Annotated in this window: 19 protein-coding genes; 12 read left to right on the top strand and 7 right to left on the bottom strand. The window is 60.0% G+C overall.

From position 1 onward, the window contains the following. The first annotated feature begins 140 nt into the window (after positions 1-140). Together T3A99_RS04625 and T3A99_RS04620 are read left to right on the top strand one after the other, a co-directional pair. A complete protein-coding gene (locus tag T3A99_RS04625) occupies positions 141-1,643 on the top strand; it encodes an ATPase domain-containing protein (RefSeq protein WP_076384603.1) in 1,503 nt (500 codons plus the stop codon). Next, positions 1,640-3,310 (top strand): response regulator, encoded by a 1,671-nt coding sequence (locus T3A99_RS04620; protein WP_188250848.1) that lies wholly within the window; start codon positions 1,640-1,642, stop codon positions 3,308-3,310. Before T3A99_RS04625 ends, T3A99_RS04620 begins: the two co-directional genes overlap by 4 nt. A gap of 103 nt (positions 3,311-3,413) precedes the next feature. Here T3A99_RS04620 and T3A99_RS04615 read toward each other — a convergent pair whose 3' ends face one another. From T3A99_RS04615 to T3A99_RS04595, 5 genes are read right to left on the bottom strand one after another with little or no spacing between them, the layout of a single operon-like run. Continuing rightward, a complete protein-coding gene (locus T3A99_RS04615) occupies positions 3,414-3,791 on the bottom strand; it encodes a response regulator (protein WP_047229102.1) in 378 nt (125 codons plus the stop codon). After that, the gene (locus T3A99_RS04610) at positions 3,784-5,064 is read right to left on the bottom strand and encodes a hybrid sensor histidine kinase/response regulator (RefSeq protein ID WP_047229103.1); all 1,281 of its coding nucleotides are present in this window, start codon (positions 5,062-5,064) and stop codon (positions 3,784-3,786) included. Before T3A99_RS04610 ends, T3A99_RS04615 begins: the two co-directional genes overlap by 8 nt. 5 nt (positions 5,065-5,069) lie before the next feature. Next, complete coding sequence (locus T3A99_RS04605) at positions 5,070-5,657, bottom strand: chemotaxis protein CheB (protein WP_047229104.1); 588 nt, start codon at positions 5,655-5,657, stop codon at positions 5,070-5,072. After that, positions 5,654-6,469: a CheR family methyltransferase gene (locus T3A99_RS04600; RefSeq protein WP_047229105.1), complete on the bottom strand. Its 816-nt coding sequence runs from the start codon at positions 6,467-6,469 to the stop codon at positions 5,654-5,656. Before T3A99_RS04600 ends, T3A99_RS04605 begins: the two co-directional genes overlap by 4 nt. Then, complete coding sequence (locus tag T3A99_RS04595; protein WP_322833996.1) at positions 6,469-9,954, bottom strand: response regulator; 3,486 nt, start codon at positions 9,952-9,954, stop codon at positions 6,469-6,471. The genes T3A99_RS04600 and T3A99_RS04595 overlap by 1 nt, the downstream gene beginning before the upstream one ends. Before the next feature lie 248 nt (positions 9,955-10,202). Between T3A99_RS04595 and T3A99_RS04590 the strand changes: the two genes are divergently transcribed. From T3A99_RS04590 to T3A99_RS04545, 10 genes are all read left to right on the top strand, one after another. After that, positions 10,203-10,574, top strand: coding sequence for a response regulator (locus T3A99_RS04590; RefSeq protein WP_047229106.1), 372 nt, complete (start codon positions 10,203-10,205; stop codon positions 10,572-10,574). Between the two features lie 80 nt (positions 10,575-10,654). Continuing rightward, positions 10,655-11,968: a glycosyltransferase gene (locus T3A99_RS04585; protein ID WP_047229107.1), complete on the top strand. Its 1,314-nt coding sequence runs from the start codon at positions 10,655-10,657 to the stop codon at positions 11,966-11,968. Positions 11,969-12,025: 57 nt separating this feature from the next. Continuing rightward, complete coding sequence (locus T3A99_RS04580) at positions 12,026-12,931, top strand: AraC family transcriptional regulator (protein WP_047229108.1); 906 nt, start codon at positions 12,026-12,028, stop codon at positions 12,929-12,931. Positions 12,932-13,257: 326 nt separating this feature from the next. Continuing rightward, positions 13,258-14,568 carry an ABC transporter substrate-binding protein gene (locus T3A99_RS04575; RefSeq protein WP_047229109.1) on the top strand — a complete coding sequence of 437 codons (1,311 nt, stop codon included), beginning with the start codon at positions 13,258-13,260 and terminating at the stop codon, positions 14,566-14,568. A gap of 140 nt (positions 14,569-14,708) precedes the next feature. Continuing rightward, positions 14,709-15,641 (top strand): carbohydrate ABC transporter permease, encoded by a 933-nt coding sequence (locus T3A99_RS04570; protein WP_139050046.1) that lies wholly within the window; start codon positions 14,709-14,711, stop codon positions 15,639-15,641. Positions 15,642-15,651: 10 nt separating this feature from the next. Next, positions 15,652-16,482, top strand: a complete 831-nt coding sequence (locus T3A99_RS04565) for a carbohydrate ABC transporter permease (RefSeq protein ID WP_322833995.1) — start codon at positions 15,652-15,654, stop codon at positions 16,480-16,482. Between the two features lie 39 nt (positions 16,483-16,521). After that, complete coding sequence (locus T3A99_RS04560) at positions 16,522-17,625, top strand: ABC transporter ATP-binding protein (RefSeq protein ID WP_047229112.1); 1,104 nt, start codon at positions 16,522-16,524, stop codon at positions 17,623-17,625. A gap of 15 nt (positions 17,626-17,640) precedes the next feature. Continuing rightward, on the top strand, positions 17,641-19,122 hold the full coding sequence (locus tag T3A99_RS04555) for a mannitol dehydrogenase family protein (protein ID WP_322833994.1): 1,482 nt from the start codon (positions 17,641-17,643) through the stop codon (positions 19,120-19,122). 206 nt (positions 19,123-19,328) lie between these two features. Next, positions 19,329-20,816 (top strand): xylulokinase, encoded by a 1,488-nt coding sequence (gene xylB / locus T3A99_RS04550; protein ID WP_305468465.1) that lies wholly within the window; start codon positions 19,329-19,331, stop codon positions 20,814-20,816. A 12-nt stretch (positions 20,817-20,828) separates the two neighbouring features. After that, positions 20,829-21,767, top strand: a complete 939-nt coding sequence (locus tag T3A99_RS04545) for a carbohydrate kinase family protein (protein ID WP_047229115.1) — start codon at positions 20,829-20,831, stop codon at positions 21,765-21,767. A 79-nt stretch (positions 21,768-21,846) separates the two neighbouring features. Here T3A99_RS04545 and T3A99_RS04540 read toward each other — a convergent pair whose 3' ends face one another. Both T3A99_RS04540 and ilvA read right to left on the bottom strand, forming a co-directional pair. After that, positions 21,847-22,125, bottom strand: a complete 279-nt coding sequence (locus tag T3A99_RS04540) for a DUF1652 domain-containing protein (protein WP_047229116.1) — start codon at positions 22,123-22,125, stop codon at positions 21,847-21,849. Positions 22,126-22,506: 381 nt separating this feature from the next. Beyond that, positions 22,507-23,514 carry a threonine ammonia-lyase, biosynthetic gene (gene ilvA / locus T3A99_RS04535; protein WP_080962918.1) on the bottom strand — a complete coding sequence of 336 codons (1,008 nt, stop codon included), beginning with the start codon at positions 23,512-23,514 and terminating at the stop codon, positions 22,507-22,509. Positions 23,515-23,595 lie beyond the last annotated feature (81 nt).

Genomic DNA, 23,595 nt, shown 5'->3' with positions numbered 1-23,595 from the left:
GCCAGAAAATTGAGCAGTACACCTCGTTTTATCAACGAAAGCGGAACCGTGATCACGGCAAAAGGTCAAGTGTTCAGGCAGTTCATTTTCAGGCGTACTCCAGCCTGCTGCCCACTTCCCTAGTCATGAGAGGGCTTTTTTTGTCTACATCTAACGAGTTGATCAGCGCTAAAGCCGCCACCGGTATCGAAGGGCTGGATGACATCCTTTCCGGTGGCTTGTCCCGCGGCCATGTGTTCCTGCTGGAAGGGGAACCCGGGACCGGCAAGACCACGGTCGCGTTGCAATTCCTCTTGGCCGGTGCCCAGGCCGGCGAGCGTTCCTTGTACATCACCCTGTCGGAAACCGAGCGTGAGTTGCGCCAGGGCGCGGCGTCCCACGGTTGGATGATCGACGAAAACGTGCATATCTTCGAGCTTACCCCTCCTGAGAGCCTGCTCAACGCCGAGCATCAGCAAAGCCTGCTGTACTCCTCGGACCTGGAGCTGGGGGAAGCGACCCGGCAGATTTTCGAGGTGGTCGAGCGGGTCAAGCCGACCCGGGTGGTGCTCGACAGCCTGTCGGAGATCCGCCTGCTGGCGCAAAGCTCACTGCGCTATCGCCGGCAGATCCTGGCGATCAAGCATTACTTTGTGCGCTACGACGCCACGGTGCTGCTGCTTGATGACCTGACCACCGAATCCCTGGACAAGACCGTGCACAGCGTCGCCCATGGGGTGATTCGCCTGGAAGAACTGACACCCAATTATGGCGCCGAGCGGCGACGCATTCGGGTGGTCAAGTATCGCGGGCAGAAATACCGTGGCGGCTTTCACGACTTCACCATCATGGGCGACGGCATTCATGTCTTCCCACGCCTGGTAGCCGCCGAACACCGCGGGCAATACCTGCGCCAACAACTGTCCAGCGGCCTCGATGGCGTGGACGCCTTGCTGGGCGGCGGCATCGAGACAGGCTCCAGCACTTTGATCCTGGGCCCGGCCGGCACCGGCAAGTCGCTGATTTCGATGATTTTCGCTGCAGCCGCCGTGCAGCGTGGCGAAAAAGCCGCGCTGTTCATCTTCGATGAAGAATTGGGCTTGCTGTTCGAGCGCATGAGGAACGTCGGTATCGACCTGGAAGCGCTGAGACGAACCGGCAACCTGGTGATCGAACAGGTGGACGCCGCTGAGCTGTCTCCCGGTGAGTTCTCCCATCGGGTACGCCGTTGCGTCGATGAAGGTAACATCAAGACGGTCGTGATCGACAGTATCAATGGCTACCAGGCCGCCATGCCGGAAGAAAACGCCTTGGTGCTGCACGTACATGAACTGCTGCTCTACCTGAACCGCAGGGGCGCTGCGACCTTCATGACCGTTGCGCAACACGGTCTGGTGGGCGATATGCAGGCCCCGGTGGACATTACCTACCTGGCCGACACGGTGATTCTGTTGCGTTATTTCGAAGCGCTGGGCAAAGTTCGTCGAGCGATCTCCATCATCAAGAAACGCACCGGTAGCCATGAATCCACTATTCGCGAATACCGCATCAGCAGCGAGGGCATGACCATCGGCGAGCCGCTGGAAGCATTCCAGGGGGTATTGCGTGGGGTGCCGAACTATATGGGAGCGGATAATCCGTTGCTCAAGGATGATCAACAGTGACGCTGGTCGAGCCCCTGTCGGAGCGGGCGTTGATCCTCGCACCGCTGGGGCGCGACAGCCAGATCGCCCTGATGATCCTGCGCGAAGCCGGCTTCGGCGGCCTTATCTGCCAGCATCTGGGCCACTTGTGCGAAGAGCTGGAGCACGGCGCCGGCCTGTTGGTGATTTCCTCCGAAGCCCTGGTCGGGCCGGAGCTGGAAACGCTGTTGTCACATATAGAAGAGCAACCGGCCTGGTCGGATTTGCCAATCGTATTGTTGACCCACCACGGCGGGCCGGAACAGAACCCGGCGGCGCGTATCGGCACTCAGTTGGGCAACGTAACGTTCCTCGAGCGCCCTTTTCACCCGATAACCCTGGTCAGCGTGGTCACCACCGCCCTGCGGGGCCGGCGCAGGCAATATGAAGCCCGAGACCGGCTGATCGACCTGAGCAACAGCGAGCTGCGCCTGCAAACCACCCTGGAGACCCTTGAGCAACAAGTGGAAGAACGCACGGCCCAACTGCGCCACAACGAAGAGGCCTTGCGCCAGTCGCAAAAAATGGAAGCGGTCGGGCAACTCACGGGGGGGATCGCCCATGACTTCAACAACATGCTCACCGGGATCATCGGCAGCCTCGAACTGCTGCGCCGACGCCTGGCCCGAGGTCGCACCGAGGATCTGGACAGCCTGATCGACCTGGGGGTGACATCGGCCAATCGCGCAGCCGGCCTGACGCATCGTTTGCTGGCCTTCTCCCGCCGCCAATCGCTGGACTCAAAAGCGGTGCAGATGAACACCCTGGTGCTGTCCATGGGCGAGCTACTGCAGCGCAGCCTCAACGAGAGTATCCGGCTGGACATGGAACTGGACGACCAGCTCTGGATCGCCGAAGCCGACCCAAACCAACTGGAAAGCGCCCTACTCAACTTGGTACTCAACGCTCGGGACGCAATGCCCGACGGTGGGCAACTGGTGGTCAAGACGCTCAATCAACACCTGGATGCCGACTTCACCCAGGCTTATACCAACCTGGAGCCGGGCGATTACGTCGTGCTGAGTGTGCAGGATTCCGGTTGCGGAATGCCCGAAGCGGTCATCAATCGTGCGTTCGACCCGTTTTTCACCACCAAGCCGATCGGCCAGGGCACCGGGCTGGGCTTGTCGATGATCTATGGGTTCAGCAAGCAGTCGCGTGGTCACGTGACGATTGACAGTGAAGTCGGCAAAGGCACAACCGTGAGCCTCTATCTGCCGCGTTTCGTCGGTGAAGAGGTTCACGAACCACGGGTCGATACACAACACGCCCCGTACGCACAAGACGGTGAGACCGTGCTGATCGTCGAGGACGACCCGGCGGTGCGGGTGCTGGTCAGCGCCGTACTGAGCGAGCTGGGTTATGCCTTCGTCGAGGCAGCCGATGCTGACGGCGCGGTGCCGATCCTTCAGTCAAGCCAGCGCATCGATCTGCTGATCAGTGACGTGGGCCTGCCAGGCATGAACGGCAGGCAACTGGCGGAAATCGGCCGGCAGATCCGCCCGGACCTGCGGGTACTGTTCATCACCGGTTATGCTGAGCATGCAGCGGTGCGCGGCGGCTTCCTGGACCCGGGCATGCAGATGATCACCAAACCGTTCACCTTTGACCTGTTGACGGCCAAGGTGCGGGAGATGATCAAGGTTTGAGGCAATGCCCGGATATCAGCCGACCGTGCGCCCGTGATCAAGGATTTTGTGGCAGCAAAGCCTGCTCCCACAAAATCCCGCCCTGCACCCTGCTTTTACAGGCCTAGGACAACATCGTCCGCATCATGTCCTGCAGCACATCCAGGTCGAACGGTTTGCCCAGGATCGGCGCCTTGCGGGTGATGGGGCTGTCGGTGTCGCGCACTTCCTGGGCATAACCGCTGATAAAGATGACTTTCAGGTCGGGTCGCAACCGGACCGCCGGTTCAGCGATCTGCACGCCGGTGATACCCCCGGGCAGGCGGAAGTCGGTGATCATCATGTCCAGGTGGGGCTTGCTGGCGAGGATCTCGAACGCCTGCTCACCGTTTTCGGCCTGCAGCACTCGATACCCCTCGCCCGACAGGTAGGCCGACAATACCATCAGGATCGACGGGTCATCCTCGACGATCAGTACAACGTCTTGCGCATCTTCACTCATGAGAAGCCTTTGTTCGATCAATAGCTGCTGATACGACCGTAGGGTCACTCAGAGGTTGCGTCTGTTCGACGGTTTTGGCCAGGACCGTTTTCTGCAAAGGCAGGCAGACGCGAAACAACGCCCCTTCATTGAGGCGGCTATTGACCGTAATAGTACCGCCATGGGCGGTCACAATCTGCTCGGAGATGAATAACCCCAGGCCCAGGCCGGATGCGACGGCTTTGGACGACACCCGCTCGAACTGCTGGAAGATGCGCTGCTGGTTTTCCTCGCTGATGCCGATACCGTGATCCTGGACTTCGACGCAAGCATGGTCAGGCGTTTTGTAGACGCGCACCTCGATCGGGCTTTTCCCGCCGTAGCGCAAGGCGTTGGTCAGCAGGTTCGACACCACTTGTTCGATACGAAACTCATCCCATTGTCCCTCCACCGACGGCTCGGTCGAGCACGTCAATGTGCATTCGGCCGCCGCGATCTGCGGCTGGAAGTTGCGCAGCAGGTTTTCAACCAGTGTCGTCAGGTTGAAGCGGCTTGGCCGAATGGACAATTTGCCAGTACGAATCCGCGACACGTCGAGCATGTCCTCGATCAGCCGGATCAGGCTCTTGATCTGGCGCTCGTCGCGCTCGACCATCGCCTGCACCTTATCCAGGCTGAAGGCTGCGGCGTTGTCCCGGGCCAGGTGCATCTTGCGCAGTTGCGTCTCGAGAATCAGGCCGTTGAGAGGCGTACGGACTTCGTGGGCAACGATCGACATGAAGTCATCACGCATGCGAACCGCCTGTTCCAGCTCGCTGCGAGTAGCCTGCAACTGCTGCAACAAGGCCTCCTGCTCGCGGCGGCTCTCCTGCAATGCAATGACCTGCTCCTTCATCGCCTTTCTCTGGCGATACAGCTCGACGAACACATTGACCTTGCTTTTGACGGCGTGGTTGTCCAGCGGCTTGTGCAGGAAGTCCACCGCGCCACTTTCATAGCCGGTGAAGGCATAGTTGCGCTCACGGCCGGCGGCGCTGACAAAGATGATAGGAATGCTACGGGTCTTCTCCGTGCCGCGCATCAGCTCGGCCAGTTCAAAGCCGTTCATTCCCGGCATCTGTACATCGATGATGGCCAGGGCAAAGTCGTGTTGCAGCAGCAAGGACAGCGCCTCATCGGCCGACAGCGCTTTGAAAACCTGGCGGCCGTCGAGTTTGATCAGCGCTTCCAGGGCCAACAGATTTTCTGGCAGATCGTCGACGATCAGCAGTTTGGCTTGAATATCTCTTGGCATGTGGTTCATTCCAGAGCGGCCAACAATTGGCCGATGCCTTGCAAAGTGAGGATATGGTCGGGCTCTTGCAGGGCAAGTGCTGCTTCGGGCATGGTCGAAACCTGGGCTTCGCCGGGGTCCTGGACCACCGTAATTCCACCCAGCTCCCGGACCTTGGCCAGGCCCTGGGCACCGTCGTTGTTGGCGCCGGTCAGCACGACCGCCAGCAGGTTCGGACCGAAGGCGTCGGCGGCGGATTCGAACAGCACATCTATCGACGGCCGCGAATGGTGCACCGGTTCCTCCAGGCTCAACGAAAGACTGCGGTCGGCCTCGACCGACAGGTGATAGCCGGGTGTGGCTACATACAAAGTGCCCGGTTGAATGTTCTGCTTGTCCTGAGCTTCCTGCACCGGTATCGCCAGACGATGGCCGAAGACCTGGGCCATCTGGCTGTCACGCTCATCGGGCAGATGCAACACGACCAGAATGGGTACGCCGAAGCCCTTTGGCAGTTGCCCGAAGACTTTGAGCAGCGCTTCGACGCCACCGGCGGATGCACCGACGACAATGGCTTGAATGGGCGATCTGGATCTGTGCATCGTCTGATTCATAACTTGCGATAGATCCGTTCCTGTTTGACCAACGGCTCGAATTGCTTGCCGAAAGACGAAAAATCCAGTGTCTCTTTACTGCCCAGTACCAGGAAACCACGGTGACAGAGGGACTCATGGAACAATCCGAACGCGCGATCTTGCAGCTTTTTGTTAAAATATATCAAGACGTTACGACATGAAATTAACTGAGTTTCTGAGAATACGCTATCAGTCGCCAGGCTGTGATCGGCAAAGGTCACGTTCTCGCGCAGGGTTTTGTCAAACATCGCGTAATCGTAGGCGGCGGTGTAGTAATCGGCAAATGATCGCCGCCCTCCCGCGCGCTGATAATTCTGGGTGTAGGCCCGTACGTTCTCGAGCGAAAAAATGCCCTGCTTGGCTTTTTCCAGGGACCGCGGATTGATGTCGGTGGCATAAATCAGCGTGCGGTCCAGCAGCCCTTCCTCGCGCAGCAGGATCGCCATGGAATAGACCTCCTCCCCGGTGCTGCAACCAGCGATCCAGATCTTGATCGAAGGATAGGTCTTGAGCAGCGGCACCACTTCTTCGCGGATCGCCAGGAAATGCGACGGGTCGCGAAACATCTCACTGACAGGGATCGTCAACAGTTGCAGCAGTTGCATGAACATGCCCGGGTCGTGCAACACGCGCTCCTGCAGTGCCGAGATGGTCTTGCACTCGAACTGGCTCAGCGCGTGCTGGACCCGACGCTTGATGGAGGCGCCGGAATAGTCCCGAAAATCGTAGCTGTACTTGAGGTAGATCGCGTCGATCAACAAACGGATTTCAATGTCAGTGTTACGTTCCACTAAATTCTTTCCATATTCGGCAACCACACGCGAATCAGCGAGAACAGACGATCCAGATCGATCGGCTTGGCCAGGTAATCGTTGGAACCGGCCGCCAGGCAGCGCTCCTGATCATCCTTCATGGCCTTGGCCGTCACGGCAATGATGGGCAGCTTGCGCCAGCGCGGGTCCTTGCGGATCAGCGCGGTGGCCTCGAAACCGTCCATCTCCGGCATCATCACATCCATCAGCACCAGGTCGATGTCGTCGACTTCGTTCAGACGCTCGATCGCTTCATAGCCGTTACGGCCGATGACGACGATCGCCCCCTTGGCCTCCAGGGCACTGGTCAGGGCGAAAATGTTGCGCACATCATCGTCCACCAGCAGCACTTTACGGCCCTCGAAAACCTTGTCGCGGCTGCGGGCGGTCCTGAGCATCCGCTGCCGTTCATGGGACAACCGGGATTCGACTTTGTGCAGAAAAAGTGTCACTTCGTCCAGCAACCGCTCCGGCGAACGGGCGCCCTTGATGATGATCGAGCGTGAATACTTGCGCAGTTCGGCTTCTTCATCGCGGGTCAGGTTGCGTCCGGTGTAGACGATCACGGGCGGGAATGAGCAGATATCTTCGGTGGACATGCGCTTGAGCAGGTCATTGCCCAGCATGTCAGGCAGCTTCAGGTCGATGATCATGCAGTCGTAGGCGTTGCTTCGCAGCAGGTCCAGGGCTTGCTGCGCCAGGCCGACAGCGGTGATCTCGATGTCATCGTCACCGATCAGCCGGGTGATGCTGTCGCGTTGCAAATCATCGTCCTCCACCAGCAGCACCCGCTTGACCTTCTGGGTCAGCTTGGCTTCCAGGCGGGCGAATACCTCCTTGAGTTCTTCGCGAGAGGTCGGCTTGACCGCATAGCCGACGGCGCCCATGTGCATCGCGGCTTCTACACGATCCTCGACGGAAATCACGTGTACCGGGATGTGCCGGGTTCCAGGTTGCTCCTTGAGCCGCTGCAATACCGTCAGCCCGGAGTGATCCGGCAGGCGCATGTCCAGCAGGATTGCATCGGGGCTCAATTGCGAAGCCAGGTCGAAGCCTTCATCGGCACCTTGGGCCACCAGGCACTGGTAACCGAGTTCGTGGGCCAGGTCGAACAGGATCCGGGCAAAGCTGGACTCGTCTTCGATCACCAGAATGCAGCGGGTGTTGAACGGTGCCTTGTCGCGGTCATCGGCGAAGGGGGCGACGGGCACATCGACCTGGGCGATCAGCGGTGCGCTGACGGGTTCAGGGGGCGCGGGTGGCGCCATTGTGGTGGTCGCAGTGAACATCCCCGGTTCTACCAGCGGCTCACCCGACTCGACATAGCGTTCTGGCAATACCAGCGTAAACACACTGCCCTGCCCCGGCTCGCTGGAGACAGAGATCGAGCCGCCGAGCAAGGTGGCCAGGTCGCGGGAAATCGACAGGCCCAAACCGGTCCCGCCGTACCGGCGATTCGTAGTGCCATCGGCCTGGCGGAAGGCTTCAAAGATGCTTTGTTGCTGATCGGCGGCGATGCCGATTCCTGAGTCCCGCACCATGAACGCGATGCCCGCCCCGGCCTGGCCGGCCACCGTCAGGCATACCGTGCCTTTCTCGGTGAACTTGATGGCATTGGACAGCAGGTTCTTGAGTACCTGCTCCAGGCGCTGACGGTCGGTATACAGCATGGCCGGGGCGTCGGGCAGCAGTTGCACCTCGAAGCTCAGGCCTTTTTCGGTCGCCAGGGGCATGAACATGTCACGCAAGCCTTCCACCAGGCGCGTCACGCCGGTGTTTTCCGGACGCACTTCCAGTTTCCCGGCCTCGACCTTGGAAATGTCGAGAATGTCGTTGATCAGGTTCAGCAGGTCGTTACCGGCGGAATAGATCGACTCGGCAAATTTCACCTGTTCTTCGTTGAGGTTCTGCTGCGGATTCTCCGCCAGCAGCTTGGACAGGATCAGTGAGCTGTTGAGCGGTGTACGCAGTTCATGGGACATGTTCGCCAGGAACTCGGACTTGTATTTGCTCGAACGCTGCAACTCTTCGGCGCGTTCCTGCAACTGGATCTGCGCCAGGTTCAGCTCGCTGTTCTTCTGGTCCATGGCATCGCGTTGTTCAGCCAGTTGCTCGTTGGTCTGCTCCAGTTCCTGTTGTTGGGCTTCCAGATGCGCCTGGGACTCCTTGAGGATGCGTGACTGCTCTTCCAGCTCTTCGTTGGCGGTCCGGAGTTCTTCCTGCTGAACTTGCAGTTCTTCGTTCAACTGTTGGGTTTCGGCGAGGACTTCCTGCAAACGCTGCCGGTAACGGGCCGCTTCGATGGAGGTGCCAATATTGCCGGCCACCAGTTCCAGCAGTTCGATATCGCGATCGGTCACAGGTCGCAGGAAGCCCAGTTCGACAACGCCGTTGATCCGGTCATCGTCACTGGTGGGCATGACCAGTACGCTGTTGGGCAACCCCTGGCCCAACCCCGAACTGACTTTCAGGTAGTCGTCGGGCACGTCATCCAGGCGGATGAGTCGCGCCTGTTGGACCGCCTGGCCAGCGATGCCTTCGCCGACAACGATCACCTGTTGCTGTTGCTCTTCATCCTCTCGGGACATGCCGTAGGTGGCGACGCGCCTGAGCAGGCCGCTTTCTTCCCGCGCATACAGTGCGGCCACTACAGCGCCCATGTATTGGGCACAGAACTGCAGGATGTTGCGTCCCAGCAGGTTCAACGTCAGTTGCCCCAGAACCTGCTCGGCCAGTAGCGTCTGGCCATTGCGCAGCCAGGCCTGTTTTTCCAGATGCAAAGCACTCTGCTGCTGGACCTTCAGGCTGGCGCTGTAATTGTTGGACAGCCCCAACAGATCCCGGCGCCCGACATAGGCCAGCAAGCCGCTGACGGCGGCCACGAACAACAGGTACAGAGCGATGCTCCAGAGGGTGGTGGTGCGCACCTGGTCGTTGCGTTCTGCGCGCAGCTGCTGCTCGGATTCGACGATATCCTCGTAGGTCTTGCGTATTTCATCGGTCAAGCGCTTGCCACGCCCGGCCTTCACCGCTCCCCGGTAATCGCCACTGCTGCGTTGCAGGTCGATCATGCTTTGCGCGTAGTTGGCCCACTCCACCTGGAGCGCTTGCACTTTATGCAGGCGGTCGGTCTGGATCGGGTTGTCGGCTGTCAATTCCAACAATGTCTCCAGGGCGACGGCGATACGCGGCTTGGCCACTTCATAAGGGTCGAGGAAATGCTCGTCGCCCGTCAGGAGGTAGCCGCGCATGCCGGTTTCCAGATCCACGCTCAGCTTGAGCGCTTCATTGGCATTATTGATCACCCGATCGGTATGCCCGACCCATTGGATCACCGACAGCAGATAGGTGATCAGCACAATGAAAAACACCGCGCTGAGGGCGCCCATGCCCAGTGGCAGGCTGATATTGCGGCTCAGGAGCTTGCGAAAACTTTGCTCGTCAACCGAAGACGAAGGAGTCATGGAATAAGCCTTGGTGGACAGTTGAAAACCGTGGAGTTTGCCGAAAAATACCGGTTGGATCCACATTCTGACGGGGCAAAGGCGCAAACTCCACGAAAAGCCTGAGGAAGCGACGATCCTTGTCAGCTCTTGTACTATAGATCCTTTCTTGTACAACCCAGGGAACTTGTGCCCCCTCGCTACTTACTCATGCATAAGGCCGTTTTTTTGGCACACCTCCCCAACCCAATCCCCTGAGAATGTCTACCATGCACAACCCCGCTCCTGATACCCAGCCGACCATTCTGGTAGTCGAAGACGACGACATCGTACGTATGTTGATTGTCGACGTGCTGGAAGAGCTGGAATACCAGGTACTGGAAGCGGACGGCTGCGAACAGGCCTTGGCGTATCTGCGTAACGATGCGCAGCCCATCGCCCTGATGATGACCGATGTCGGCCTGCCGGTGATGGACGGTCGCGAGCTGGCCAAGCAGGCCCGATCGGCTCGGCCTCAGTTACCCATTCTGTTTGCCAGCGGTTACGCCGAAAGCATCGATGTGCCTGAAGGCATGGCGGTGATTGGCAAGCCTTTTTCCATCGATCAGTTGCGCGACAAGGTCAACGGCATTCTTTCTTGAGCCTGACGCAATTGTTGGTCACTATCGGCGCCCCGCGCTGATAGCGCCCACGTCGATTCGTTCCAAGGAAGCACCCGCTCATGCGTCAACCCACCGCCACCAAGGTCCTGGTTATCGGCTATGTCTGGCCCGAGCCGCGTTCATCGGCTGCCAGCGGGCACGTCATGCAGATCCTCGAAGCCTTCCTTGGGCAAGGCTGGGACATCACCTTCAGCAGTCCCGCGGGCCCTGGCGAGAACCGTGCCGACCTGATCGCGCTGGGGATCGGCGAAGTGCCGATCGAGCTCAACAGCAGCAGTTTCGATACATTCATCGCTGAACTGGCCCCGGATATCGTGTTGTTCGACCAGTTCATGATGGAAGAACAGTTCGGCTGGCGGGTCGAGAAACACTGCCCCGGCGCCCTTCGGGTGCTGGAGACGTCCGATTTGCAAAGCCTGCGCCACGCCCGGCATCAGCGGCTCAAGGATCGGTTGAAGAAGGATGACGTTTCCCAGGATTTCAGCGATCTGTTTGCGCAGGACCTGCCTCAAGCGTTCGAGTTGATGGCCGGCACCGACCTGGCCAAGCGGGAAATCGCCGCCCTGTACCGGTGCGACCTGAGCCTGATGGTGTCCGAAGTCGAGATCGAGTTGCTGGTAGAGCACTTCAAACTGCCCCGCAACCTCTTGCATTGGTGCCCACTGATGCTGGACCTGCCGAGCGAAGCACGCGTGCCGTTCGCAGACCGGGCGCATTTCCTCAGCATCGGCAATTTCCGCCACGCGCCGAACTGGGACGCCGTGCTCTGGATGAAAAACGCCATTTGGCCATTGATCCGCCAACAGCTGCCTGATGCGCAACTGCACCTGTATGGCGCCTACACCCCGCCTAAGGCTGCGGCGCTGCACAACGCGGCCCAAGGGTTTCACATCATGAATTGGGCCGAGGATGCGCTGCAGGTCATGTCGGCGGCACGTGTCTGTCTGGCGCCGTTGCGTTTCGGTGCCGGCATCAAGGGCAAGCTGATCGATGCCATGCTGTGCGGCACACCCAATGTCACCACACCCATCGGCGCAGAAGCCATGCACGGTGAAATGCCCTGGCCCGGAGCGATTGCCCAAAGCGCCGAAGATATCGCCCACGCCGCTGTGCAGTTGTACCGCGAGCAGAGCCTTTGGACCCGCGCCCGGGATAACGGCCTGGCGCTGCTGGCGGACCGTTACCGCCGACAGGTCCACGCCCAGGCGCTGATCGATTGCCTCGAAGCCTGTCGCGCCGACCTTGAGCAACGGCGCCGGGATAACTTCACCGGCAGCATGTTGCGTCATCACCAGCACAAGAGCACTCAATACATGTCCCAGTGGATTGAGGAGAAGAACCGCAACAGTCAGGCCGGAAGCGTTACGGGGTAGCACCCGTGCGGCGAAGGGGGCATTATCCAGCGGCAATAACAATAAAAGCGCCAGGCCATGACCCGAACTGCAAGAGTCACCGACCCTTCCTATGAGCTGATGGACGACCATAACGGGCTGTCCATCATCTATCGCCAGCACGGTTTCCCGTGCCCGCTGGTGCGCTGGCATTTCCATAAGGAATACGAGTTGCACCTGATCGTCGCCAGCTCCGGCAAGGTATTCATCGGTGACTATATCGGCAACTTTTACCCGCAATCGCTGTTTCTCACCGGCCCCAACCTGCCCCACAACTGGATCAGCCAGGTCGCCGAGGACGAAGTGGTGCCCAAGCGTGACATGCTGGTGAATTTTACCGACGAGCTGTTCGAGAGCGGCCATCAGGTGTTTGCCGAGCTCAAGACCGTCGCGCCGTTGCTGGAGCGCGCCCAGTACGGCATCGAATTTCGCTGCAAGCGCACTATCCGCCAGGCCATGATCCTGATGCAGCGCATCGCCGATTCCCAAGGCATGAGTCGCCTGGGGCATTTTTTCATCCTGATGGAGCTGCTGGCCGCAACCGATGACTATCAGTTGCTTTCCGGGGCCACCGCTGCGCAACCGGCGGATGAGCACAGCGTTGACCGTACCAACCGCGCGGTGGATTACATCTTTGCCCATTACGCACGGGAACTGTCCCTGGAAGAAGTGGCCGACCATCTGGGCATGAAACCGACGTACTTCAGCCGCGTCTTCAAACAAGCCACCGGCCGCTGTTTCATCGAGTTCGTCAATCGCCTGCGTATCAGCAAGTCCTGCGAGTTGTTGGCCGACGGCGACAAACCGGTGACGGACGTGTGTTTTGAATCGGGCTTCAACAACATATCCAACTTCAACCGGCGCTTTCAGCAGCTCAAGGGCATGACCCCTTCCCATTACCGGCGGCTGGCGGTGCAGCGGTTGACCGAACAGAACCAGGGCTGACAATCCCGGATTATCTCTGTGGCGGGATTTATGTGGGAGCAAAGCTTGCTCGCGATGCAGGCGCCTCGGTTCTCCGGAAGACCGCGTCATCCTCATCGCGGGCAAGCCTTGCTCCCACACAGCGGGGATAAATCCCCTCGCCACAGCTAACCCCTTCTCAGACCAAATCCCATCCAGTGCAAAAAAGTATCAGCGCAAGTGCGACGGATGATTTGTCTCGCCGGCGATTGAGGGCTGTAATCAGCGCACATTCTTCCCTTCATCCGGAAGACACAAAAACAATAACTGTCCTTCCGCAGCCCTTGGGCGCGGAAAAGGAGTGCGCGATGAAACCTTCGGTAAAAGCTCTGCTTGTCTCCACCTGCATGACCCTCAGCAGCGTCAGTTTCGGCGCACAGACCCTCACCATTGCCACCGTCAACAACAGCGACATGATCCGCATGCAAAAGCTCTCGAAGACCTTCGAGGCTGAGCACCCGGACATCAAGCTCAATTGGGTGGTGCTCGAAGAAAACGTCCTGCGCCAGCGCTTGACCACCGACATCGCCACCCAGGGCGGGCAGTTCGACGTGCTGACCATCGGCATGTACGAAGCCGCACTCTGGGGGGCCAAGGGTTGGCTGGAGCCGATGAAGGATTTGCCGGCCAGTTATGCCCTGGATGATATTTTTCCGTCCGTGCGTGAAGGCCTATCGGTCAAGGGCACGCTCTACGCCCTGCCGTTCTATGCCGAAAGCTCGATCACCTACTACCGCACCGACCTGTTCAAGGACGCCGGGCTGACCATGCCCGAACACCCGACCTGGACCCAGATCGGTGAGTTCGCGGAAAAACTCACTGACAAGACCAAGGAGCAATATGGCCTGTGTCTGCGAGGCAAGGCTGGTTGGGGCGAAAACATGGCGCTGATCACGACCCTGGCCAACGGTTTTGGCGCGCGCTGGTTCGATGAGAAGTGGCAGCCGCAGTTCAATGGCCCCGAGTGGAAGAATGCCCTGAACTTCTACGTCGACAACATGAAGAAATCCGGCCCGCCGGGCGCTTCCAGCAACGGTTTCAACGAGAACCTGGCGCTGTTCAACAGCGGCAAATGTGCAATCTGGGTCGATGCCAGCGTCGCCGGTTCGTTCGTCACCGATAAGACCCAAAGCAAGGTGGCCGATCACGTCGGATTCACCTTCGCCCCCCATGAAACGACTGACAAAGGCACCTCGTGGATGTACTCCTGGTCGCTGGCCATCCCCGCCAGTTCCAAAGCCAAGGAAGCGGCCAAGGTCTTTACCATGTGGGCGACGTCCAAGGAATACAGCCAATTGGTCGCCAAGACCGATGGCGTTGCCAACGTACCGCCAGGCACACGTACGTCGACTTATAGCGACGACTACATGAAGGCCGCGCCGTTTGCCAAGGTGACCTTGGAGTCGTTGAAAGTCGCTGACCCGAAAGCCCCCACTCTCAAGCCTGTGCCTTATATCGGTATCCAGTTGGTGACCATTCCTGAGTTCCAGGCCATCGGCACCCAGGTCGGCAAGTTCTTTTCGGGCGCGTTGACCGGCCAGCAGACCGTGGACCAGGCGTTGACCGCAGCGCAGTCCACCACGGAACGCGAGATGAAACGCGCAGGTTATCCCAAGTAACCCCGACGTCAATGTGGGAGCGAGCCTGCTCGCGATAAGGCCGGCACATTCAACATCTATGTTGCCTGACCCTGCGCTATCGCGAGCAGGCTCGCTCCCACAATGGATTTTTGTAGGCCCGCACAAATCGGTTCAATGCCATGAATAGTTCAACGACAACCGCCAAAGCACACAGCGAGATTGCCCCACCGGTTCGCAAAAACCGCTTGGCCAATCCAGGCTGGTTTCTGGTCAGCCCCTCGGTGGGGTTGCTGCTGCTTTGGATGATCGTGCCACTGGGCATGACCGTCTACTTCTCGCTGATCCGCTACAACCTGCTTTACCCCGGCGAGAACGAATTTGTCGGGCTGGAGAATTTCACTTACTTCCTGACCGATTCGGGCTTCGTCCCCGGGGCGACCAACACTCTGCTGCTGGTGGGCAGCGTGTTGCTGATCAGCATCGTGTTCGGGGTGTTGATCAGTGCGCTGCTGGAGGCCAGCGAGTTTTTCGGCCGGGGCATCGTGCGGGTATTGCTGATTTCACCGTTCTTCATCATGCCCACGGTGGGCGCGCTGATCTGGAAGAACCTGATTTTCCACCCGGTCTCGGGAATTCTCGCCTCGGTGTGGAAACTGTTCGGCGCACAGCCGGTGGACTGGTTGGCCCACTACCCGCTGCTGTCGATCATCATCATTGTGTCCTGGCAATGGTTGCCCTTCGCGATCCTGATCCTGATGACGGCCATGCAGTCCCTCGATCAGGAACAGAAAGAAGCCGCCCGCCTGGATGGCGCGGGGCCCATCGCGATTTTCTGGCATCTGACGCTGCCCCATCTGGCGCGCCCGATTGCGGTGGTGCTGATGATTGAAACCATTTTCCTGCTGTCGGTGTTCGCCGAGATTTTCACCACCACCAACGGCGGCCCCGGCTATGCCTCGACCAACCTCGCCTACCTGATCTACAACCAGGCGCTGGTGCAGTTCGACGTCGGCATGGCTTCGGCCGGCGGCTTGATTGCCGTGGTGATTGCCAATATCGCCGCCATCATCCTGGTCCGGATGATCGGCAAAAACCTCACCGACAAGAACTGAGGCCGCAGCCATGACACTTCAACAATCCCGTCGCCTGCAAAGCCTGCTGCTGGGTACGCTGGCCTGGGCCATCGCGATCCTGATCTTCTTCCCGATCTTCTGGATGGTGCTGACCAGCTTCAAGACCGAAATCGACGCGTTCGCCACGCCGCCGCGGTTCATCTTCACGCCGACGCTGGAGAACTACCTGCACATCAACGAGCGCAGCAACTACTTCAGCTTCGCCTGGAACTCGGTGGTGATTTCCTTCAGCGCCACCGCCCTTTGCCTGCTGATTGCGGTGCCGGCGGCCTACTCCATGGCGTTCTATGAAACCCAGCGCACCAAGGGCACGTTGCTGTGGATGCTCTCCACCAAAATGTTGCCACCGGTGGGCGTGCTGATGCCGATCTACCTGCTGGCCAAGAGCTTTGGCCTGCTGGACACGCGGACTGCGTTGATCATCATCTACACGCTGATCAACCTGCCGATCGTGGTGTGGATGATTTACACCTACTTCAAGGACATTCCCCGCGACATCCTTGAAGCCGCGCGTCTGGATGGCGCCACGCTGTGGCAGGAAATGGTTCGCGTCCTGTTGCCCATCGCCAAGGGTGGCCTGGCCTCCACCGTACTGCTGTCGCTGATCCTGTGCTGGAACGAGGCGTTCTGGTCGCTGAACCTCACCTCGTCCAAAGCCGCGCCGCTGACGGCTCTGATCGCGTCCTACTCCAGCCCCGAAGGCTTGTTCTGGGCCAAGTTGTCGGCCGTTTCGACCCTGGCCTGCGCACCGATCCTGATTTTCGGCTGGATCAGCCAGAAACAGCTGGTACGCGGTTTGTCCTTCGGCGCCGTGAAATAACGCGCCTTACACCATTATCAGAAGTGGAGGCCCATCATCATGGCCAACCTGAAAATCAAGAATCTGCAAAAAGGCTTCGAAGGTTTCTCCATCATCAAGGGCATCGACCTTGAAGTGAACGACCGTGAGTTCGTGGTCTTTGTCGGCCCGTCGGGTTGTGGCAAGTCCACGCTGCTGCGGTTGATCGCCGGCCTGGAAGAAGTCAGCGACGGCACCATCGAACTGGACGGCCGGGACATCACCGAAGTCAGTCCGGCCAAGCGCGACCTGGCGATGGTGTTCCAGACCTACGCGCTTTACCCGCACATGAGTGTGCGCAAGAACATGTCCTTCGCCCTGGACCTGGCCGGCGTGCCCAAGGCCGAGGTCGAGAAAAAGGTCAACGAAGCGGCGCGCATCCTCGAATTGGGGCCGATGCTTGAACGCAAGCCCAAGCAGTTGTCCGGCGGCCAGCGCCAGCGTGTGGCGATTGGCCGGGCCATCGTGCGCAACCCGAAGATTTTCCTGTTCGACGAGCCGCTGTCCAACCTCGACGCCGCCCTGCGCGTGCAGATGCGCCTGGAACTGGCGCGCCTGCACAAGGAGCTGCAGGCAACGATGATCTACGTCACCCACGATCAGGTCGAAGCCATGACCCTGGCCGACAAGGTGGTGGTGCTCAACAGCGGGCGCGTCGAACAGATCGGCTCGCCGCTGGAGCTGTATCACCAGCCGGCCAACCTGTTTGTCGCCGGGTTCCTCGGTACGCCAAAAATGGGCTTTCTCAAAGGCAAAGTCACACGGCTGGAGAACCAGGGTTGTGAGGTCCTGCTGGACGCCGGCACCCGGATCAGCCTGCCCCTGAGTGGGGCCAGCCTGAGCGTCGGCGGCGCGGTGACCCTGGGGATTCGCCCGGAGCATTTGAACCTGGCACAACCGGGCGATTGCACGCTGCAAGTCACCGCCGATGTCAGCGAACGTCTGGGCAGCGACACCTTCTGTCACGTCGTCACCGCCTCCGGTGAAGCCTTGACCATGCGCGTGCGCGGCGACCTGGCGAGCCGTTTCGGTGAGCAACTGAACCTGCACCTGGATGCTGAACACTGCCACTTATTCGATGCCGAGGGCGTGGCGGTCACCCGTGCGCTGCGCATCGCCGCCTGATTACCGAGACTTGTGATGAAACTCAATCGACAGAACCTGCACAACCTCAGCCCTGAGGTCGCCCTGCCCGCTTATTCCTTGAGCGATATCAGCCAGGGCATCGCCCACATCGGCGTCGGCGGCTTCCACCGCGCGCACCAGGCTTACTACACTGATGCGCTGATGAACACCGGCACCGACCTGGACTGGGCCATCTGCGGCGTGGGCTTGCGGGCCGAAGATCGCCGCGCCCGGGATGACCTGGCCAGCCAGGACTACCTGTTTACCCTGTACGAGCTGGGGGACACCGACGACACCGAAATCCGGGTGATCGGAGCCATCAATGACATGCTGCTGGCCGAAGACGGCGCCCAGGCCCTGATCGACAAACTGGCCGACCCGCAAATCCGCATCGTCTCGCTGACCATTACCGAGGGCGGCTATTGCATCGACGACAGTAACGGCGAGTTCATGGCCCACCTGCCGCAGATCCAGCACGATCTGGCCCATCCTGACGAGCCGAAAACCGTCTTCGGTTTCCTTTGCGCAGCCTTGGCCAGGCGCCGGGACGCCGGCACCCCGGCGTTCACCCTGATGTCCTGCGATAACCTGCCGCACAACGGTGCCGTGACCCGCAAGGCGCTGCTGGCATTCGCCGCGTTGCGCGACGCCGAGCTGGGCCAATGGATCGATCGCCACGTGAGCTTCCCCAACGCCATGGTTGACCGCATCACGCCCATGACCAGCGTCGCCCACCGGCTGCAACTGCATGACGAGCATGGGGTCGACGATGCCTGGCCGGTGGTCTGCGAGCCTTTCGTGCAGTGGGTCCTGGAAGACAAATTCGTCAACGGTCGCCCGGCCTGGGAAAAGGTCGGCGTGCAGTTCACCGATGACGTCTCGCCCTATGAAGAAATGAAAATCAAATTGCTCAACGGCAGTCACCTGGCGCTGACCTACCTGGGTTTTCTCAAGGGTTATCGCTTCGTCCACGAAACCATGAACGACCCGCTGTTCGTGCGTTACATGCGTGCCTACATGGACCTGGACGTGACCCCGCAACTGGCACCCGTGCCAGGGATCGACCTGACCGACTACAAGAACACGCTGGTGGAGCGTTTTTCCAACCAGGCAATTGCCGACCAGTTGGAGCGGGTGTGTTCGGACGGCTCGTCGAAGTTTCCCAAATTCACCGTGCCGACGATCAACCGCTTGATTGCCGACAGCGGCCAAACCCGTCGCGCGGCGCTGGTGGTGGCGGCCTGGGCCGTGTACCTGAAGGGCGTGGATGAGAACGGCGTGACGTATTCGATCCCGGACCCGCGGGCGGCGTTCTGCCAGGCGCTGGTGGCCGACGATGCGTTGGTGACCCAGCGCCTGCTGGAGGTCGAAGAGATTTTCGGTACGGCCATTCCCCACTCGCCCGAGTTCGTGGCAGCCTTCGAGTGGTGCTGCAACAGCTTGCGCGAACACGGGGTCACGCGGACGCTTGAGCGAGTGTTGGCTGACGCGGACTAAACTGCGCACGCAATCCGCTTCTGTGACGAGGGAGCTTGCTCCCGCTGGGCTGCGCAGCAGCCCCTTGGATCGGCCTGAGACACCCAGTTGTCAGGTTGATGGGGCCGCTTCGCGCCCCAGCGGGAGCAAGCTCCCTCGCCACGGGGGTTGTGTTTACCGGCCGATGACTTCTTGCAGATATCGATCTGACTCACCCAAGGATTTTTATGGCAAACCAACAACTGTTCCTGGGCATCGACTGCGGCACCCAAGGCACCAAGGCACTGATCCTGGATACGCTCAGCGGCCAGGTGCTCGGCCAGGGTGCCGCTGCCCACAGCATGATCAGCGGGGCCAACGGTCGCCGTGAACAAGACACCCAGCAATGGCTCGATGCGTTCACCCAGGCGACTCACCAAGCCCTGGCCGCCGCCGGGGTCGATGGCCAGGCGATCCTCGGCATCGGCGTGTCCGGCCAGCAACACGGCTTGGTGCTGCTTGACGACCAGGGCCAGGTCTTGCGCCCGGCCAAGCTGTGGTGCGACACCGAGACGACGCCGGAAAACGATCGGCTTTTGGCCTACCTGGGGGGTGAAGACGGCAGTCTCGCACGCCTCGGCGTGGTGATCGCGCCGGGCTACACGGTTTCCAAACTGCTCTGGACGCGGGAGCAGCATCCCCAGGTTTTCGAACGCATCGCCAGCATCCTGCTGCCCCACGACTTTCTCAATCACTGGCTCACCGGCCGCCATTGCAGCGAATACGGCGACGCCTCGGGCACCGGCTATTTCAACGTACGCACCCGTCAATGGGACGCGCGGTTGCTGCAGCACATCGATCCCAGCGGTCGGCTGCAATCGGCATTACCGGAGCTGATCGAGGCCCATCAGCCGGTCGGGCGGATCCTGCCGGCCGTTGCCGCGCACCTGGGCATCAATCCCGACGCGCTGGTGGCCAGCGGAGGTGGCGACAACATGATGGGCGCTATCGGCACCGGCAACATCCAGCCCGGCGTGATCACCATGAGCCTGGGCTCCTCCGGCACGGTCTACGCCTATGCCGCCGAACCTGCGGTCAGTCCGCAGCCGTCGGTGGCAACCTTCTGCTCATCCAGCGGCGGCTGGCTGCCGCTGATCTGCACCATGAACCTGACCAACGCCACCGGGGCCATGCGCGAGCTGCTGGAGCTGGACATCGACGCCTTCAACGCCTTGGTGGCAAGGGCCCCGATAGGCGCCGAAGGCGTGTGCATGCTGCCGTTTCTCAACGGCGAGCGAGTTCCCGCCCTGCCCCATGCCACCGGCAGCCTTTTCGGGCTGACCACCACCAACCTGACCCAGGCCAATCTGTGTCGGGCGGTGGTCGAAGGCACCACCTTCGGTTTGCGCTATGGCCTGGACCTGCTGCGCGCCAACGGGCTCGAGGCCCAGAGCATCCGCTTGATCGGCGGTGGTTCGAAAAGCCCGGTTTGGCGGCAGATCGTCGCCGACATCATGGATACCACGGTCATTTGCACTGAACAGAGCGAAGCGGCCGCCCTGGGTGCGGCGATTCAGGCGGCGTGGTGCCATTCAGGCTCACAGCAAAGCCTGGCCGATCTGTGCGAGCGCTGTGTCAAGCTCGACCCAGCCAGCGAAACCCGGCCCATTACCGAGCAGGTCGCAGCATCGCAAAAAGCTTATGCCAACTATCAAGAACGTATCGCAACCCTTTGAGATAAAAGAACTATGTATTTGGTATGTGGTGAAGCACTGTTTGATTTTTTCAGCGAAAACGAGATGGGCGGTCCGGCGTCGCAGGTCAACTTCAAAGCCATCGCGGGCGGCTCGCCGTTCAACGTGGCAGTCGGGTTGCGACGCCTGGGCGTGGAATCGGCACTGTTTGGCGGGCTGTCCACGGACTACCTGGGCCGACGCTTGCATCAGGTCCTGGCTGCCGAAGGTGTCAGCACCGAGTACGCACTGGACTTCGACGCGCCTACGACCCTGGCAATGGTGGCGGTCGGTGCCAACGGTTCGCCCCACTATAGCTTTCGCGGTGAAGGATGCGCGGACCGGCAACTAGGCCTGGACCACCTACCGGTGCTCGGTGAGCACGTACGGGGGCTGCATGTCGGCTCCTTCTCTCTTGTGGTGCAGCCGATTGCCGACACCCTACTGGCCTTGGTGCGACGCGAGAGCGGTAAACGCCTGGTCAGCCTGGATCCGAACGTGCGACTCAACCCGCAACCGGACATCGAACTGTGGCGCTCGCGAATCGCAACGCTGGTCGAATATGCCGATTTGATCAAAGTCAGCGACGAAGACCTGAGTCTTCTTTATCCCGACCAACCGCCACAGACCATCATCGAGCGTTGGATGGAGCACCGTTGCCAATTGGTGTTCCTTACCCGTGGCAGTCAAGGCGCGACGGTATTCAGCCGCCAGCACGGTTCCTGGTCAATGCCGGCATGTTCGGTGCAGATCGCCGATACCGTGGGCGCCGGGGACACCTTCCAGGCGGCGTTGATTACCTGGCTGACCGAGCACCAACTGGATTCGGTGGAAGGCCTGCATACCCTGACCCGTGAGCAGGTGAGCGAGATGCTCGCTTTTGCCATGCGCGCAGCTGCGCTGACATGCGGCCGGACCGGACCGGATCTGCCTTACCGGCAACAATTGGATTGAGCTGTTTGGGAAAAAGCACGGCACCGGGTTCGGACAATGACCGAACCCGGAGGTGATTCCTGGGAAGACAAGGCCGTGATCAGCGCCCGGTCATGCGGTGTTGCTGATGGAAGTGATTACCGGTGTGGTGATTTTGGTCGAGTTCGGAGCGCAACTCGGCGATCAGGTCGTTGATTGCCCGGCAGCCATTGAGTTTATTGGCATCGATATCGGTTTTGATCAATGCCACACGATCGGTTTCATGATCGTCATAGATCTTGATTGTCATCGACAAATCAGGTGACAACGTGCATTGCGAGCGCTTGGGCAGCAAGCTGCTTTCAATGATGTTTCGCATTTCGAGGGCAGATAAAAACATGGCGACTCTCTCCTGTTGAGGCGGCCAATTTATGTTCACGACGGCGGTATTTTCGTCCGTTCTTCCCTGCGGACTGGGACTACGAATGCCGTGCCGTTCGTTCGTTCTTGGCGTTTTCTAATTAATGAGCCCGTGCAGCGACTCCCTAATCATCCCGCAAAAAATATGCCTGCTTTAAAGAAAATCCCGATTGATCCAAATCAACTACTTAGCGTCCAGGACTGTGAGAGCGCGCGTGCAAATTGCAAGGAAGCGGGATTTTCCTCATGCAAACTGCAATCGCCAGTGATCCTGTCGCAAGCTAGATTAGACCCTATTGCGCAGGGGTGAGTGGGCACCCGTCGGCTGCTTCGAAAAAAGTGTGACGTCGCGTAAAAAACGTCAAATGACTTCGGCGCCAGCCCGCTCTGCCACATGGCGCAGGCTATCGAAGTTGATATTCGCGCCGGAATCGATTGCCACCAGTGTTTGGCCTCGCGCGCCGGTCTGGGCGACGTACTGCTTGATGCCGGCGACCGCCAAGGCGCCCGAGGGCTCGGTTATCGACCGGGTATCGTCATAGATGTCTCGGATGGCTGCGCACAATTGGTCGTCAGTGACGGTGATCACGTCATCAACGCAGAAACGGCAGATGTCGAAGCCGTAGGCCCCTATTTGTGCGACAGCCACGCCATCGGCAAAGGTTCCCACGCTCGCCAGACTGACCCGTTCACCGACTGCCAGCGCCGCCTGGAGACAGGCGGAATGTTGTGACTCCACCCCGACAATGCGAACCTCCGGGCGCAGGTACTTGACGTAGGCCGCGACCCCGGCAATCAGCCCCCCGCCACCGACCGGGACAAAAATCGCGTCCAGGCTGCCTGGGTGTTGACGCAGGATTTCCATGGCGACGGTGCCCTGCCCGGCGATCACGTCCGGATCATCGAAGGGCGAAACGAACTCTCGTCCGGTCTGTCGGGCCAGCTCCAGTGCGTATTCCAAGGCAAAGGGAAAGCTCTCCCCGTGCAGCACTGCTTCGGCGCCCCGGTTGCGCACGCCCAGCACCTTGAGCTGCGGTGTGGTGAGTGGCATGACGATGCTGGCCGATATGCCCAGCTCCCGCGCGGCCAGCGCCACGCCCTGGGCATGATTGCCCGCTGAAGCGGTGATGACACCGCGAGCCCGTTGCTCGGCGGTCAGTTGCACCAGTTTGTTGTAGGCGCCACGGATCTTGAAAGAAAAAGTCGGCTGCAGGTCTTCACGCTTGAGAAGGATCCGGTTGCCCAAGGCTTCGGACAGTCCGGTGGCCGCTTGCAACGGCGTGCGTACGGCCAGTTCGTACACCGGCGCGGCCAGGATCTTCTTGACGTAATGTTCTAGCAGGGCTTGCTCGGGGCGGGTGGTAGGCATGGCGGTCTCCTGGTTTGGACAAAACTCCGGAGACAGAAAGAAAAAACCCGCCTCGGAGGCGGGTTGGGTGCAGTCGTCAGC

It is taken from the genome of Pseudomonas sp. N-137 (assembly GCF_034555295.1).
Classification (GTDB): domain Bacteria; phylum Pseudomonadota; class Gammaproteobacteria; order Pseudomonadales; family Pseudomonadaceae; genus Aquipseudomonas; species Aquipseudomonas rhizophila.
This window is presented reverse-complemented; position numbering and strand designations above follow the sequence as displayed.